Here is a 15,431-nt window from a genome sequence, read left to right as displayed (position 1 = left end):
CGCCCACGGCAAAGGGGCGGCCCCGGAACCTTTCGGTCCCGGGGCCGCCCCTTCGTACCGCTGTGAGCGGCTAGCGCTTACGCACCCTTGGTGAGGTCCGGGCCGGAGCCCGACGCCTCGATGGGGGGAAGGTCCGAGATCGGAGTCTTCTCCTCACCGCGGAAGGTGAACTTGGCTTCGTCGCCCTCACCCTCCTTGCCGACGACCACGATGTGACCGGGGCGCAGCTCGCCGAAGAGGATCTTCTCCGACAGGATGTCCTCGATCTCGCGCTGGATCGTGCGGCGCAGCGGGCGGGCACCCATGATCGGGTCGTAGCCGCGCTTGGCCAGCAGTGCCTTCGCTTCCGTGCTGAGCTCGATGCCCATGTCACGGTCCTTCAGGCGGTCGTCCACCTTGGCGATCATCAGGTCGACGATCTGGACGATGTCTTCCTCGGTGAGCTGGTGGAAGACGACCGTGTCGTCGACACGGTTGAGGAACTCGGGCCGGAAGTGCTGCTTGAGCTCTTCGTTGACCTTCGCCTTCATCCGGTCGTATCCGGTCTTGGTGTCTCCCTGAGCCGCGAAGCCGAGGTTGAAGCCCTTCGAGATGTCCCGCGTACCCAGGTTGGTCGTCATGATGATGACCGTGTTCTTGAAGTCCACGACCCGGCCCTGGGAGTCGGTCAGTCGACCGTCTTCCAGGATCTGGAGAAGGGAATTGAAGATATCCGGGTGGGCCTTCTCGACCTCGTCGAAGAGGACGACGGAGAACGGCTTCCGGCGGACCTTCTCGGTCAGCTGGCCGCCCTCTTCGTAGCCCACGTAGCCGGGGGGCGAACCGAAGAGACGCGAAACCGTGTGCTTCTCGCTGAACTCCGACATGTCGAGGGAGATCAGCGCGTCCTCGTCGCCGAAGAGGAATTCGGCGAGCGTCTTGGAGAGCTCCGTCTTACCGACACCGGACGGGCCGGCGAAGATGAACGAGCCACCGGGACGCTTCGGGTCCTTCAGACCCGCACGGGTACGGCGGATCGCCTGGGAGAGCGCCTTGATGGCGTCCTTCTGGCCGATGACGCGACGGTGGAGCTCGTCCTCCATGCGCAGGAGTCGCGAGGACTCCTCCTCGGTCAGCTTGAACACCGGAATGCCGGTCGCGGTCGCCAGGACTTCGGCGATGAGCTCGCCGTCGACCTCGGCGACGACGTCCATGTCGCCGGCCTTCCATTCCTTCTCGCGCTTGGCCTTCGCCGCCAGCAGCTGCTTCTCCGAATCACGGAGGGAAGCCGCCTTCTCGAAGTCCTGGGAGTCGATGGCCGACTCCTTGTCGCGACGCACGTTCGCGATCTTCTCGTCGAACTCGCGGAGGTCCGGCGGCGCGGTCATCCGGCGGATGCGCATCCGGGAGCCGGCCTCGTCGATCAGGTCGATCGCCTTGTCCGGGAGGAAGCGGTCCGAGATGTACCGGTCGGCCAGGGTGGCCGCCTGCACGAGGGCCTCGTCCGTGATGGAGACGCGGTGGTGGGCCTCGTAGCGGTCGCGCAGGCCCTTGAGGATCTCGATGGTGTGCTGGAGGGAAGGCTCCGCCACCTGGATCGGCTGGAAGCGGCGCTCGAGAGCGGCGTCCTTCTCAAGGTGCTTGCGGTACTCGTCCAGCGTCGTGGCACCGATGGTCTGGAGCTCACCACGGGCCAGCATGGGCTTCAGGATGCTGGCGGCGTCGATCGCGCCCTCGGCGGCACCCGCACCCACGAGGGTGTGGAGCTCGTCGATGAACAGGATGATGTCGCCGCGGGTGCGGATCTCCTTGAGCACCTTCTTGAGGCGCTCTTCGAAGTCACCGCGGTAGCGGGAACCGGCAACCAGGGCACCCAGGTCAAGCGTGTAGAGGTGCTTGTCCTTGAGGGTCTCGGGGACCTCGCCCTTGACGATCGCCTGGGCCAGGCCCTCGACGACGGCGGTCTTGCCGACGCCGGGCTCGCCGATGAGGACCGGGTTGTTCTTGGTCCGGCGGGAGAGCACCTGCATGACCCGCTCGATCTCCTTCTCGCGCCCGATGACCGGGTCGAGCTTGGATTCGCGAGCAGCCTGCGTGAGGTTGCGGCCGAACTGGTCCAGGACGAGCGAGGTCGAGGGCGTGCCCTCGGCCGGGCCGCCGGCCGTGGCCGACTCCTTGCCTCCGCCGGAGTAGCCGGAGAGCAGCTGGATGACCTGCTGCCGGACTCGGTTGAGATCGGCGCCCAGCTTCACCAGGACCTGGGCGGCGACGCCCTCGCCCTCGCGAATCAGGCCGAGCAGGATGTGCTCGGTGCCGATGTAGTTGTGGCCGAGCTGGAGGGCCTCTCGGAGCGAAAGCTCCAGGACCTTCTTCGCCCGCGGGGTGAAGGGGATGTGGCCGGAAGGGGCCTGCTGCCCCTGTCCGATGATCTCCTCAACCTGCTGGCGAACAGCCTCGAGCGAAATCCCGAGGCTCTCCAAGGCCTTAGCGGCGACACCCTCACCCTCGTGGATCAAGCCCAGGAGGATGTGCTCAGTGCCGATGTAGTTGTGGTTGAGCATCCGGGCTTCTTCCTGAGCCAGGACGACAACCCGCCGCGCGCGGTCGGTGAACCTCTCGAACATCGTTTATCGCTCCTCAGAGCGGTCGGGCAGTTCGGGGTCGGTCCCCGCCCTGTCCTTCCGCATGCTAGTCCCGCGGGGCGGGACAGCTCATTCCAACTGCCGACATCCGTCCGCGGCTCACCCTCATGTCCGTGGGAAAACCCGGCTGTAAGTGCCGACAACTGCTCCAACCCGATGGTGCGAGACGATGTTCCCGCAGGCCAGGCAGATACCCGTCACACGTGTACGCCGATGGCGAACGGAAGCCGGTCTCGGACCCTGCAAATCAGCCCGTCGCCCCGATCCACTAGGAATGTCTTACCCGTAAGAGCGGACAGTTCACGCTGGTGGACGACCGTCCCCTCCGCTACGGGCGAACACGGTTCCGTCCCGAATGTGAGACTCCGGCTCCCCGGACGTTTACGTTCCGCATTGATGCGGGTGCTCTGCGTCACATCGGGCGTCCCCTCCCGCGTAACTCCGAAGCGTTTCCGCAGTTGCTCCGGACATGGCCCTCACCGCGCCGCCCGTCACCGTCCCGCTCCCCCGCGCTCCGATCGGGGCACCCCCGACCGGTTCCGCAACCGATGCGCACCAGACGGCCGAAGCGTCGGCGTCCTGGTACGAACGCGTGCTCGGCTGGCCCGTGGCCGGCGGTCCGCCCGCGCAGCTGGTGACCGGGGTGCGGTTCGACGTACTGGAGCTGCCGGCCGATGCCGGCGCCGCGGTGCTCCGCGGCCCCTGCCGCGCCGCCACGGGGCCCGTGGCACTGATGGGGCGCAGGATGCGGTTCCTGGTGGCCCCGGGGAGCGCCGACGAGCTGGAAGGGCTGCTCGACTGGCTGGAGTGGGGCGGGGTGGCCCTGGATCTCGCCGCCCTGGGTACGGGTGGCCGGATCACCGCTCCGACGCCGCCGGGACACCTGGTGGGGCCCGGGGAAAGCCCTCAGGGGGCCGCCGTGTGGCTGCGGCCCCCCGAGCAGGGGTGTGAGGCACTGCTGCCCGCCCTGCCCGTTGTGGGGCAGGGCTCCGGGCCCGGACGTGGCGCAGACGCCACCGGGCCCGGTCTCGTACGCCTGGTCGCGGCGGCGGCGACGGAATGCCACCGGGCGCGGCTGCGACGGCGTACGGCCGCTGCGCATCGCATCGGCACCGTGGATCCGACCGGAGGTCAGCCGCGGTTCTCGTAAGCCTCGCGGATCTCCTGCGGAACGCGGCCGCGATCGTTGACGCTCATGCCCTGGGCCTTGGCCCAGGCGCGGATCTCGGCCGTGTCCGGGTTGCCGGACGTCGCGGCGGCGCGGCCGCCCTTGGTACGACCCGCCGCGGCACGGCCACCGGTGCGGCGACCGCCCTTGGTGAACGGGTCGAGGAGGCCGCGAAGCTTTTCAGCGTTGGCGGTGGTGAGGTCGATCTCGTAGGTCTTGCCATCCAGAGCGAACGTCACCGTCTCGTCCGCCTCGCCGCCGTCGAGGTCGTCGACAAGAAGGACCTGAACCTTCTGTGCCACCGGGATTTCCTTTCATCGAAAAGCAGTACGCGGAAAGGAAACCGCTTTTGCCTGGAAAACACAAACCCCCCGTCACGGGTTCGGGTCCGCAACGGGTCGGGAAACATGCGCGATTCGGACATAGGCCCCGGAGCCGGGGGCTCCTGTGAAATCCCCGCGGTGATCGATCAGAGGTGCAGAAGCATCCGACTGTTGCCCAAGGTGTTCGGCTTCACTCGTTCGAGACCGAGGAACTCGGCGACACCCTCGTCATAGGAACGCAGCAGCTCCATGTACACATCGGTCTCGACCGGGGTCTCGCCGATCTCGACGAAGCCGTGCTTCGCGAAGAAGTCCACTTCGAAGGTGAGGCAGAAAACCCGGCTGACACCTACCCTCCGGGCGGTCTCCAGCAACTTGTCGAGCACCAGATGACCGACTCCCACGCCCTTCAAGGCGCGGTCGACGGCAAGAGTGCGGACTTCGGCCAGGTCTTCCCACATCACGTGGAGCGCACCGCAGCCGACCACCTGGCCATCGGAGTCGCGTTCCGCGACCCAGAACTCCTGGATGTCCTCATAAAGGACGACCGGCGCTTTGTCCAGCAGGATCCGCTGCTGTACGTACTGGTCGAGGAGGTGGCGCAGCGCGGGAACATCACCGGTACGCGCTCGGCGGATCGTGACTGTTTTTGCATGTGCAGCGGAAAACTCACCCATGCCCGGACGTTATCGCCCCGGCGCGGTGCCCGGTGCCGCGGAGTCGCCTTCGGCAGCGGGCGGGGGCGGCGCCGGGGAGTCGGCGGACTCCCGGGATCCTTCGGGTTCCGGGGAGAGCGCGGGTTCCGGGGAGACTTCGGGTTCCAGGGAGACTTCGGGTTCCGGGGAGACTTCGGGTTCCGGGGAGACTTCGGGTTCCGCCGGCTGAACGATGCGTACGGCGTCCCTGAGTGCCTCGCGCTGTTCCGCCGACATCATGCCGAAGAAGGCCACGAGGGCGGCTGCGGGGTTGTCGCTCGTCGACCAGGCTTCGTTCATCAGTGCGGCCGAGTAAGCGGCCCGGGTGGAGACCGCCGTATATCGATAGGCGCGGCCTTCCGCCTCGCGGCGGACCCAGCCCTTCTGATGAAGATTGTCCATAACGGTCATGACCGTGGTGTACGCGATGGACCGTTCCTGCTGTAGGTCTTCCAGGACTTCGCGAACGGTGACCGGGCGGTTCCACTGCCACACCCGCGTCATGACTGCGTCTTCGAGTTCTCCCAAGGGGCGAGGCACAGCAGCACGATAGTGCGGGTTGTGGTGAATTGCGCGGCTATCCGGGCGGCAAGGCGCAACAAAATCGGGCGTACGGCTGGGAAGCCGTACGCCCGTCCCCCGTCGAGGGGGCCTACTTCTGGGGCTGGGACTGCTGAGCGGCCTCGGCGCGGGCGAGCACGGCGTCGACGGCCGCGTCCTCCTTGGCCTTGTTGGCACCGCCCTGGCTCTTCACGATCGTCACGACGAGAGCGATGAAGAACACGGCCATCACGAAGGGGGGCACGAGCGCGGAAACGTAGTCCATGCCCCACAGACTAGCTACCCGACCGCGCGCCCGGCCTCCGGGGGCGGGGTGGGCTTGCGGCGGGGCGGGAAGACCTCGCCCGGGGTCGGGATGGGGCGGCCCGGGCGGTCGTCGGGGCGCGGTTCGGGCTTCGGGCGGGCGGGGTCGTTCTCCTTGTCGGAGCCGCCCTTGTCGGAGCCGCCCTTTTCGGTGCCGCGCGGGTCGGTGGCGCGCGCTTCGGTGCCGCCCGCGAGGGTCAGCAGCCGGGTGCGCGGCGCGGGCGCCGTGGACAGCCTGCGGCGTACGGAGCGTTCCGCGATGGTCTGGGCCCGCTCCAGCAGCGCGGCGGCGACCGGGTTGGCGCGCAGCGCCCGGAGGGCCGCGAGGTCGTCCGGCACGGGTTCGTAGCCGGCGGCCAGGGCGTCCTGCAGCAGCTCCAGGTAGCCGGTGAGGCTGCCGGGCAGGGCGGCTCTGTACCGCGCCAGGTCGGCGAGGAGGAACGCTCTGAGCCTCCCCGCCTCCTGGACCGCGTCGTCCACCGACGCCGCGAGGCGCAGGCAGTCCTGGACCTCGACGGCCGTCAGAGGGGCCGTCGAGGACTGAAGGGCGTGAGCGAGCGAGCGCCTGAGCACGTGAAGCTCATCGGCGCCGAACGCCATGCCGCCGCGGGATCCGTAGGGCGTGGGCATGGGCCGAAGATACGCGCTAATCGGACAAAATCCCTTGAGTGGACACGTACAGGGCGCGTGTCGGGAGGGGGACTACTCCGGCTGCTTGACCACGCGCAGGAAATCGGCCCAGGCGGCCTGGGTGGTGGCGAGGACCAGGTGGGCCGGGTCGGCGCGGTCCGCCACGCGGACCAGGGTGCCGGGGGCGGCGCTGACGTACACGCAGTTGTCCCCCTCGCCGCAGAACGAGGACTTCTGCCAGGCGGGCCGAGCGGTCATGGCGTCTCCTCCGGTCACAGGCGCTGTGGCGCCGGGGACGGGCTCCCGGAACATCTCGTGGGGCACGTTATCCCCGCGGTGGCCGTGGTCCGGCCATTTCCGGGGAAATTGTCATGGCGGGCGTCAGCGCGCGGTAAGGACGCCGGGAGGGCGATAAAGCTGTGAGAGCGATAAAGCGGCCCCCGCCTCCGGGAGGAGGGCAGGGGCCGTCCGGGCGCTCGGGCGCCGGGCCGTGGGGGCCGGCGATCCCGACGCGGTCAGCCGAAGGCGGGCGCGTTGCGCTCGTAGACCAGCCGCAGGCCGATCAGGGTGAGCCAGGGCTCGTGGTCGTCGATGGCCTCGGCCTCGCCGAGGACGATCGGGGCCAGGCCCCCGGTGGCGATGACGCGGACGTCGTCCGGGACGCCGTTCGGGCCGGCCAGTTCCTTGGCCATGCGGTTCACGATCCCGTCGACCTGGCCCGCGAACCCGTAGACCACGCCCGACTGCATCGCCTCGACCGTGGACTTGCCGATGACGTTGCGCGGGCGGGCCAGCTCGATCTTGCGGAGCTGGGCGCCCCGTACGCCGAGGGCCTCCATGGAGATCTCGATGCCCGGGGAGATGACCCCGCCGACGTACTCGCCCTTGGCGGAGACGGCGTCGAAGGTGGTCGCCGTACCGAAGTCGACGACGATCGCGGGACCGCCGTAGAGCTCGGCGGCGGCGACCGCGTTGACGATGCGGTCCGCGCCGACCTCCTTCGGGTTGTCCATCAGGATCGGTACGCCCGTCTTGGTGCCGGGCTCCACGATCACCGCCGGAACGTCCCCGTAGTAGCGGCGGGTCACCTCGCGGAGCTCGTGCAGCACCGCCGGCACCGTCGAGCAGATCGCGATGCCGTGGATGCCGTCGCCCAGTTCGTTGCCGAGCATCGGGTGCATGCCCATCAGGCCCTGCATCAGCACGGCCATCTCGTCGGCCGTGCGGCGCGGGTCGGTCGAGACGCGCCAGTGCTCGACGATCTCGTCACCGTCGAACAGGCCAAGGACCGTATGGGAGTTGCCCACGTCGATGGTGAGGAGCATCGGTTACACCGCCTCGCGCAGATCGAGGCCGATGTCCAGGATCGGGGAGGAGTGGGTGAGCCCGCCGACGGCGAGGTAGTCGACGCCGGTCTCGGCGTAGGCGCGGGCGTTGTGCATGGTGAGACGGCCCGAGGACTCCAGGACGGCGCGGCCGTGGACCAGCGCCACCGCTTCCTCGGTCTCGATGGGCGTGAAGTTGTCGAGCAGGATCAGGTCCGCGCCCGCGTCCAGGGCCTCGCGGACCTGCTGGAGGGTGTCCACCTCGACCTCGATGGGGAGGTCGGGGAACTGCTCGCGCACGGCCTTGAACGCCTCGCGGACGCCGCCCGCCGCGATCACGTGGTTGTCCTTCACCAGCGCCGCGTCGGACAGCGACATCCGGTGGTTGACGCCGCCGCCGCAGCGGACCGCGTACTTCTCCAGGCAGCGCAGGCCGGGGGTGGTCTTGCGGGTGTCGCGGACCTTGGCCTTGGTGCCCTCCAGCTCGTCGGCCCAGGCGCGGGTGGCCGTGGCGATGCCCGACATCAGGCAGAGCAGGTTCAGCGCGCTGCGCTCGCCGGTGAGCAGGTCCCGGGTGCGGGCCCGTACGGACAGCAGCACCTGGCCGGCCTCGACGCGGTCGCCGTCCTCGACGTGCCGCTCGACCTCGAAGGTGTCGGTGCAGACGACGGAGAGCACGGCTTCGGCGACGCGCAGGCCGGCGACCGTGCCGGCCTCGCGCGCGGTGAAGTCGGCCGTGGCGACGGCGTCCTCGGGGACGGTGGCGACGGTGGTGACGTCGACCCCGCCGTCGAGGTCCTCGGAGATCGCCATGTGCGCGATGTCCTCGACCTCCACGGGGTCCAGACCCGCGTCCACGAGCAGCTGGGCGAGCGCCGGGTCCAGGCCGGTCTCCTCGCCCTCGCCGCAGGCGCAGTCGTCGCCGCAGCCGCCGGCCTCGCTCTGGTCGAGGAGCGGGAGCTCCTCGTGCGGGTGGGTGTGGTCGTGCTCGTGCTCGTGCTCGTGGGAGTCCTGCTCGTGCGTGCTCACGGTTACCGCTCCAGGCTGTCGGTGCTGCGGGTGCTGTCGCTACTGCTGTTGCTGCTACTGCTGTTGCTGTTCAAGGGGTTCCGTACGGACGGGAAGTCCGCCGAGTCCGTGGTGGTGACGACCAGGGCCCGCCGCTCGGTCTCCGACAGGCGGACGACCAGGTGGCGCCGCCAGTCGGTGTCGTCCCGGTCGGGGTGGTCCTCGCGCCAGTGGCAGCCACGGGTCTCCGCGCGCCGCTGCGCGGCGGCGACCAGCACCCGGGCCACACACAGGAGGTTGGTGGCCTCCCAGGTCTCGGTGCCGGGCACGGCCGTCTTGCCCCGGGTCTCCAGCTCCGTCAACGCCGTCGCGTACAGGGCTTCGAGCGCGGCGGCGGCCCGGCGCAGCGACTCGGCGGAGCGGAGCACGCCCGCGCCGTCGGTCATGATGCGCTGGATCTCGTAGCGCGCCTCGGCGGGCTGGAGGGGGCCGGTGGCCGGGACGGGGATGCCGGAGCCGTTGCCCACGGGCGGGTTCCCGATGATGTCGTCGGCGATGCGCTCGGCGAAGACCAGGCCCTCCAGCAGGGAGTTGGAGGCCAGCCGGTTCGCGCCGTGCACTCCGGTGCAGGCGACCTCGCCGCAGGCGTACAGCCCGGGGACGGTGGTGCGGCCGTGCAGGTCGGTCCGTACGCCGCCGGAGGCGTAGTGCGCGGCCGGGGCGACCGGGATGGGCTCGGTGACCGGGTCGATGTCGTGCGAGCGGCAGGCGGCGAGGATGGTGGGGAAGCGCTGCTCCCACATCTCGGCGCCGAAGTGCCGGGCGTCCAGGTACATGTGCTCGGTGCCCTGCTCCTGCATGCGGCGCATGATGCCCTTGGCGACGATGTCGCGGGGGGCGAGCTCGGCGAGCTCGTGCTGGCCGGTCATGAAGCGGACCCCGTCGGCGTCGACGAGGTACGCGCCCTCGCCGCGGACGGCCTCCGACACCAGGGGCTGCTGGCCCTCGGCGTCGGCGCCGAGGAAGAGCACGGTGGGGTGGAACTGGACGAATTCGAGGTCGGAGACCTCGGCGCCGGCGCGCAGTGCGAGGGCCACCCCGTCGCCGGTGGAGACCGACGGGTTGGTGGTCGCGGAGAAGACCTGGCCCATGCCGCCGGTCGCGAGGATCACGGCGGGCGCGTGCACGGCGCCGACCCCGTCGTGCTGGCCCTCGCCCATGACGTGCAGGGTGACGCCCGCGGTACGGCCCTGCGCGTCCAGGAGCAGGTCCAGGACCAGGGCGTTCTCGACGGTCTCGATGCCGGCGTCCTGGACGGCCTCGACGAGCGCGCGGGAGATCTCGGCGCCGGTGGCGTCCCCGCCGGCGTGCGCGATGCGGCGGCGGTGGTGACCGCCCTCGCGGGTCAGCTCGATCTCGCCGGTCTCGGCGGAGGTGTCGAAGACGGCGCCGGTCGCGATGAGGCGGCGTACCGCGTCGGGGCCCTCGGTGACCAGGAGCCGGACGGCGGCCTCGTCGCACAGGCCGGCGCCGGCGACGAGGGTGTCGTCGAGGTGCTGCTCGGGGGTGTCCCCGTCGCCGAGGGCGGCGGCGATGCCGCCCTGGGCCCAGCGGGTGGAGCCGTCGTCGAGCCGGGCCTTGGTGACCACGACGGTACGGCGGCCCGCGGCCGCGCAGCGCAGTGCGGCGGTCAGTCCGGCGACTCCGGATCCGACGACCACGACATCGGCGTCGACGGACCAGCCGGGCGCCGGGGCGTGGAGCCGTATGCCGGTGCTGGTGCCCGCGGTGGCGGGGCCTCTGCCTGGGGTGCTCACGGTTGCGCTCCGAACTCCAATGGGATGTTGTCGATCAGCCGGGTCGCGCCCACCTTCGCGGCGACGGCCAGCACGGCCTGACCGGTGAAGCCGTGGCCGGCCTCGGTGAAGTCCTGGGGGTCCACCAGCGCCAGGTAGTCCAGGACGAGCGGCGGATCGTGGCGGCCCGCCTCCTCCAGGACGTGCCGCGCGGCGGCCCGTACGGCCTCCGGCAGCCCGGCGCCCGCCGCGGCGACGGCGTGCGCGTCGGCGGAGGCGCGGATCTCGCCGAGCCGGGCCAGGCCGGTGGCACGCTCGTCGCCGGCCGGGGGCCCCTGGGCCTCGGCACGGGCGCGCAGCGCGGCCTGCGCGGCGAGGCGGTCGCGGCCGGCGAACAGGGCGCGGGAGAGGGCCAGGGCCGTGCCGCGCTCCTTGGCGGAGAGGTAGCGGTTGCGGGAGGACAGCGCGAGCCCGTCCGGCTCGCGGACGGTCGGTACGCCGACCACCTCCACGGGGAAGTTCAGGTCGGTCACCATCCGCCGGATCAGCGCCAGTTGCTGCGCGTCCTTCTGGCCGAAGAAGGCCAGGTCGGGGCGGGTGAGGTGGAGCAGCTTGGCGACGACGGTCAGCATGCCGTCGAAGTGGCCGGGGCGGGTGGCGCCTTCGAGGCGGCCGCCCATCGGCCCGGCGGTGATCCGGACCTGGGGGTCGCCGCCGGGGTAGACCTCGTCGACGGCCGGGGCGAACACGGCGTCGGCACCGGCCTCTTCGGCGATGAGCAGGTCGGAGTCGAGGGTGCGGGGGTAGCGGTCGAGGTCCTCGTTCGCCCCGAACTGGAGGGGGTTGACGAAGACCGTGACCACGACCTGGCCGGTGGGGCCGACCTGCGCGCGGGCGGTGCGGACCAGGGTGGCGTGGCCCTCGTGGAGGGCGCCCATGGTCATGACGACGGCGCGGCGGGCGGCCTCGGCGGCGCGGGGCAGGCGGTGCAGTGCGTCTGCGGTGTCGAGGAGGATCACAGGTCGCCGCCTTCGCGTCCCTCGGGGCCGGAATTGGAGCCGGGGCCCGGGTCGATGCCGGTCGCGCCGTCGGCGAGCACGCCGAGGAGGTCCTCGGCCAGTTCGGGCTTGAGCAGGCCGTGCGCGAGGGCGCGGTCGGCGGTCGTACGGGCCATCGCGAGGTACCCGGCGACGGTGCCCGGGGCGTGCTTGCGCAGCTCCGCGACGTGTGCGGCGACGGTACCGGCGTCGCCGCGGGCCACCGGGCCGGTCAGGGCGGCGTCACCGGAGCGCAGGGCGTTGTCGAGGGCCGCCCCGAGGAGCGGGCCGAGCATCCGGTTCGGGTGTTCGACACCCGCCTTCGCCAGCAGTTCCATCGACTGGGCGACCAGGGTGACCAGGTGGTTCGCGCCGAGCGCGAGGGCCGCGTGGTAGAGCGGGCGGTTCACCTCGGCGATCCACTCGGGCTCCCCGCCCATCTCGATGACCAGGGCCTCGGCGGCGAGCCGCAGCTCGTCCGGGGCGGTCACCCCGAAGGAACAGCCCGCGAGGCGCTGCACGTCGACCTCGGTGCCGGTGAAGGTCATCGCGGGGTGCAGGGCCAGCGGGAGCGCGCCCGCGCGGCGCGCGGGGTCCAGCACGGAGACCCCGTACCGCCCGGAGGTGTGGACGAGGAGCTGTCCGGGGCGGACCGCGCCGGTCTCGGCGAGGCCCTCCACCAAGGACGGCAGGGCGTCGTCGGGAACGGTCAGGAGCACGAGGTCGGAGGCCTGGAGGACCTGCGCGGGAGAGACGACGGGCACGCCGGGCAGCATCCGCTCGGCCCGGCGCCGCGAAGCATCGGAGACGCCCGACACGGCGACGGGCCGGTGCCCGGTCTGCTGCAGGGCACAAGCCAGCGCGGGTCCGACCCGGCCGGCTCCGACGACACCGACGGAGAGCCGGGCGGGGCGCTCCGCCTGGGGGGCTGTGTTCACGCGGGGGAGGCCTTCCGTTCCGTTCCGGTCCGCGGGGGGTACCGGACGATACGTCGCCATGCTAGCTGCTGGCGTGTGGGCCGGTCGGCGATGATCGGGGGATGAACCAGGACACGGAGCGGACGGCGGCCACGGGGCCGGGCTCGGAGCCCGGCTGGAGTGGGGGGGCGGGCACGGAGCCCGGCTCGGGCACGGAGCCCGGCTCGGGCACGGAGCCCGGCTCGGGCACGGAGCCCGGCTCGGGCACGGGGGCGGAGCCGGGCGCCCGCTCGGGCGCAGGGATGGGCTCGGGCCCAGGGGCGGGTACGGAGCCCGGCTCGGGCACAGGGCCCGGCTCGGGTACAGGGCCGGGCGCGGAGACCAGCGCGGGTACATCGGGTACAGGTGCGGAGCCGGGCGCCGGCTCGGGCGCAGGGGCGGGCTCGGAGCCGGGCTCCGGCTCCGGCTCCGGCTCCGGCCAAGGGGCGGGCAGGAACACCGGCGTGCAGCGGATCGCAGATCCGGACGCGGCGGCGGAGCGGGCCGCGGGCACGGAGCGGATCGCGGAACCGGACGCGGCGGCCGAACGGGCCGCGGGAACGGACCTGGCCCCGCAGCGGGGCACGGACGCGTACACGGACGGGGATCGGGCGGCCGAGCGGGTGACGGACGTGGGCGAGGCCGCCGAACCGGACGCGGAGCCGGTCCCGGTGGAGGCCGCGGAGTCGGGTGGGGCTGCCGTAGCAAAGCGGGTCGCGGACCCGGTAGCAGTGCAGTACGCGGACGACGTAACGGAGCGGGCGACAGCGCAGAACGCAGGCGCGGACACGGACGCGGAGCAGGTGACTCGACAGAGCGCGGGCGCAGGTGCGGCGCAGGCCGCAGACCCGGTGACGGAGCAGGTGAATCGGCAGAGCGCGGGCGCGGGCGCTGCGCAGGCCGCAGACCCGGTGACGGAGCAGGAACGGGAGCAGGCCGCCGACGACGTTGCGGCGCGCATCGTGGTCGCGGGGCGGGCGGCTTCGCGGAAGCTGTCGGACAGTCTGCGGGAGGCCACGGTCGGCGAGCTGCTGGCGGAGTTGGGCGGGCTGGCCCCGGACCCCGACGAGCCGGGTGACGTCTACGGCAACGGCGTCGTGGAGCGGCTGGAGCGGCGGGTCGCGGAGCTGCTCGGCACCGAGGACGCGGCGTTCTTCCCGACCGGGACCATGGCCCAGCAGATCGCGCTGCGCTGCTGGGCCGGCCGGACCGGGAACCCGGTGGTCGCCCTGCACCCGATGAGCCACCCGGAGCGGTGGGAGGGCGGCGCGCTGTCGGTCGTCTCGGGGCTGCGGACCGTCCACCCGACGGGCGAACCGCGCCAGCCGACCGCGTCCGAGGTCGCCGAGCTGCCGGAGCCGTTCGGGACGCTGATGCTGGAGCTTCCGCTGCGGGACGCGGGCTTCCTGCTCCCGACCTGGGAGGAGCTGTCGGCCCTGGTGGACACCGCCCGGGAACGGGACGCGGTGGTCCACTTCGACGGGGCCCGGCTGTGGGAGTCGACGGTCCACTTCGGCCGGTCGCTGCCGGAGATCGCGGCGCTGGCGGACTCGGTGTACGTCTCCTTCTACAAGTCCCTCGGCGGCCTCAGCGGGGCCGCCCTCGCCGGATCTGCGTCGCTCGTCGCAGAGTCGAAGGTCTGGCGGCACCGGTACGGGGGCCAGATCTTCCGCCAGTTCCCGGCCGCGCTGTCCGCCCTGGCCGGGCTGGAACGGGAACTGCCGGAACTGCCCTCCTACGTGGCCAAGGCGCGAACGGTGGCGTCCGCCCTGTCCTCGGCGCTCGGCGCGGCCCCGGAGGTGCCCTGGTTCCGGGTCCACCCGGAGGTGCCGCACACCCATCAGTTCCAGGTGTGGCTCCCGTACGACGCGGACCGCCTCACCGAGGCGGGCCTCCGCCTGGCGGAGGAGACGGGCACGGTCCTGTTCCGCCGCTGGTCCCCCGACGGGCCGCCGGGCCTCTCGGTGACGGAGGTCGAGGTCACCCGCCCGGGCCTGGCCTGGACGGAGGCCGACGTCACCACAGCGGTGGCGGACTTCGTGGCCCGCCTGTAGCCCGGGCGGGCGGCGGGGCGGGACCCGCCTGTGGCCCGGGCGGGCGGGGCGGGACCCGCCTGTGGCCCGGGCCGGCCGGGCCCGCCTGTAGCCCGGCCCGGCAAGGCAAGGGCCGCTCGCCGGAGCGGGGCAGGACCCGAAGGGCGGAGCGGCCGTCAGGCCAGGTCCCGGCGGGCCACAGAACCGAGAGCCACCCGCAGCCCGGCCCGGCAAGACCAGAGCCCGCCTGTGGCCCGGGCCGGCAAGACCGGGGGCCGCTCGCCGGGGCGGCAAGACCCGAAGGCCGGTCAGGCCAGGTCCCGGCGGGTCACAGGACCGGGAGCCACCCGCAGCCCGGCCCGGCAAGACCACCGGCGGTCAGGGCAGGTCCCGGCGGGTCAGCAGGCGGCCGAGGGCCGAGCGCCAGGGGTGGTGGCCCGGGGCGCCGTCGAGGACGGCCCGGAACTGTTCGTAGGTGCGGGCCGCGCGCAGGACGGCCACGTCATCGCGGCCCGGCGGCGGGGGCATCGGGGTGCCGTGCTGCGAGGCCCGGTAGGTGTCGACGAGGTACTGCTCGATCGCGGTCATGCATCCACCCTGAACCTGCGCGGGGGCGCTGCGCGCGCCGGTTGACCGACGGCGTCAATCGGCCCCGCGGGGTCGGCTTCGCCGACTGGATCCCCGGGCTTCCGCCGGGCCGGGCGGCGGTGGATCGGCCGCTGCGCGGGGCGAAGTCCCCTACCCGCCCTTCCACCGTTCCCAGGGCTCCGCCCTGACCCGGTCCTCAACGCCGGACGGTCCGAGGAGGGGTCCCGCCCCAGACCCCGCGCCTCAAACGCCGGCGGGGCTGAGATTGCCCCCGGGCCAGCCCTGACCCGGTCCCCAACGCCCGACGGGCTGGGGGGTACCGGGCTGCGCCCGGACCCCCTGGGGCTCCGCCCCAGACCCCGGTCCTCAAACGCCGGACGGCTGAAA

15 protein-coding genes are annotated in these 15,431 nt (G+C 72.1%); 2 read left to right on the top strand and 13 right to left on the bottom strand.

Annotation, left to right across the window (positions count from 1 at the left end):
• Positions 1-77 precede the first annotated feature (77 nt).
• Positions 78-2,603: an ATP-dependent Clp protease ATP-binding subunit gene (locus ACFVX6_RS29400; protein WP_266905902.1), complete on the bottom strand. Its 2,526-nt coding sequence runs from the start codon at positions 2,601-2,603 to the stop codon at positions 78-80.
• Between the two features lie 487 nt (positions 2,604-3,090).
• Here ACFVX6_RS29400 and ACFVX6_RS29395 point away from each other — a divergent pair, with 487 nt between their 5' ends.
• A complete protein-coding gene (locus tag ACFVX6_RS29395) occupies positions 3,091-3,771 on the top strand; it encodes an SCO3374 family protein (protein ID WP_389696503.1) in 681 nt (226 codons plus the stop codon).
• Here the strand turns inward: ACFVX6_RS29395 and ACFVX6_RS29390 are convergent.
• The 11 genes from ACFVX6_RS29390 to ACFVX6_RS29340 all read right to left on the bottom strand — a co-directional run bounded on the left by ACFVX6_RS29390 (position 3,753) and on the right by ACFVX6_RS29340 (position 12,465).
• Positions 3,753-4,091 carry an Lsr2 family protein gene (locus tag ACFVX6_RS29390; protein ID WP_250752815.1) on the bottom strand — a complete coding sequence of 113 codons (339 nt, stop codon included), beginning with the start codon at positions 4,089-4,091 and terminating at the stop codon, positions 3,753-3,755. The genes ACFVX6_RS29395 and ACFVX6_RS29390 overlap by 19 nt on opposite strands.
• 167 nt (positions 4,092-4,258) lie before the next feature.
• Positions 4,259-4,789 (bottom strand): amino-acid N-acetyltransferase, encoded by a 531-nt coding sequence (locus ACFVX6_RS29385; protein WP_389696501.1) that lies wholly within the window; start codon positions 4,787-4,789, stop codon positions 4,259-4,261.
• 9 nt (positions 4,790-4,798) lie between these two features.
• Positions 4,799-5,311: a BlaI/MecI/CopY family transcriptional regulator gene (locus tag ACFVX6_RS29380; RefSeq protein WP_389696499.1), complete on the bottom strand. Its 513-nt coding sequence runs from the start codon at positions 5,309-5,311 to the stop codon at positions 4,799-4,801.
• Positions 5,312-5,459: 148 nt separating this feature from the next.
• The gene (locus tag ACFVX6_RS29375) at positions 5,460-5,633 is read right to left on the bottom strand and encodes a hypothetical protein (RefSeq protein WP_250752807.1); all 174 of its coding nucleotides are present in this window, start codon (positions 5,631-5,633) and stop codon (positions 5,460-5,462) included.
• A gap of 14 nt (positions 5,634-5,647) precedes the next feature.
• Positions 5,648-6,301, bottom strand: a complete 654-nt coding sequence (locus ACFVX6_RS29370) for a hypothetical protein (protein WP_389696497.1) — start codon at positions 6,299-6,301, stop codon at positions 5,648-5,650.
• A gap of 72 nt (positions 6,302-6,373) precedes the next feature.
• On the bottom strand, positions 6,374-6,559 hold the full coding sequence (locus ACFVX6_RS29365; protein ID WP_389696495.1) for a DUF397 domain-containing protein: 186 nt from the start codon (positions 6,557-6,559) through the stop codon (positions 6,374-6,376).
• 257 nt (positions 6,560-6,816) lie between these two features.
• Positions 6,817-7,626, bottom strand: a complete 810-nt coding sequence (locus tag ACFVX6_RS29360) for a type III pantothenate kinase (protein WP_250752787.1) — start codon at positions 7,624-7,626, stop codon at positions 6,817-6,819.
• Between the two features lie 3 nt (positions 7,627-7,629).
• The gene (gene nadC, locus ACFVX6_RS29355; protein ID WP_389696493.1) at positions 7,630-8,655 is read right to left on the bottom strand and encodes a carboxylating nicotinate-nucleotide diphosphorylase; all 1,026 of its coding nucleotides are present in this window, start codon (positions 8,653-8,655) and stop codon (positions 7,630-7,632) included.
• A gap of 2 nt (positions 8,656-8,657) precedes the next feature.
• On the bottom strand, positions 8,658-10,451 hold the full coding sequence (locus ACFVX6_RS29350; protein WP_389696491.1) for an L-aspartate oxidase: 1,794 nt from the start codon (positions 10,449-10,451) through the stop codon (positions 8,658-8,660).
• A complete protein-coding gene (gene panC, locus ACFVX6_RS29345) occupies positions 10,448-11,449 on the bottom strand; it encodes a pantoate--beta-alanine ligase (protein ID WP_389696489.1) in 1,002 nt (333 codons plus the stop codon). The genes ACFVX6_RS29350 and panC overlap by 4 nt, the downstream gene beginning before the upstream one ends.
• Positions 11,446-12,465: a Rossmann-like and DUF2520 domain-containing protein gene (locus tag ACFVX6_RS29340; RefSeq protein WP_389696487.1), complete on the bottom strand. Its 1,020-nt coding sequence runs from the start codon at positions 12,463-12,465 to the stop codon at positions 11,446-11,448. Before ACFVX6_RS29340 ends, panC begins: the two co-directional genes overlap by 4 nt.
• 821 nt (positions 12,466-13,286) lie before the next feature.
• Between ACFVX6_RS29340 and ACFVX6_RS29335 the strand changes: the two genes are divergently transcribed.
• Positions 13,287-14,477 carry a threonine aldolase family protein gene (locus ACFVX6_RS29335; RefSeq protein ID WP_389696550.1) on the top strand — a complete coding sequence of 397 codons (1,191 nt, stop codon included), beginning with the start codon at positions 13,287-13,289 and terminating at the stop codon, positions 14,475-14,477.
• Positions 14,478-14,834: 357 nt separating this feature from the next.
• On the opposite strand, the gene ACFVX6_RS29330 is transcribed toward ACFVX6_RS29335, so the two are convergent.
• Positions 14,835-15,044: a hypothetical protein gene (locus ACFVX6_RS29330; protein WP_389696485.1), complete on the bottom strand. Its 210-nt coding sequence runs from the start codon at positions 15,042-15,044 to the stop codon at positions 14,835-14,837.
• Positions 15,045-15,431 lie beyond the last annotated feature (387 nt).

Source organism: Streptomyces sp. NPDC058289, from assembly GCF_042880975.1.
Taxonomy (GTDB): domain Bacteria; phylum Actinomycetota; class Actinomycetes; order Streptomycetales; family Streptomycetaceae; genus Streptomyces; species Streptomyces stoeckheimensis.
This window is presented reverse-complemented; position numbering and strand designations above follow the sequence as displayed.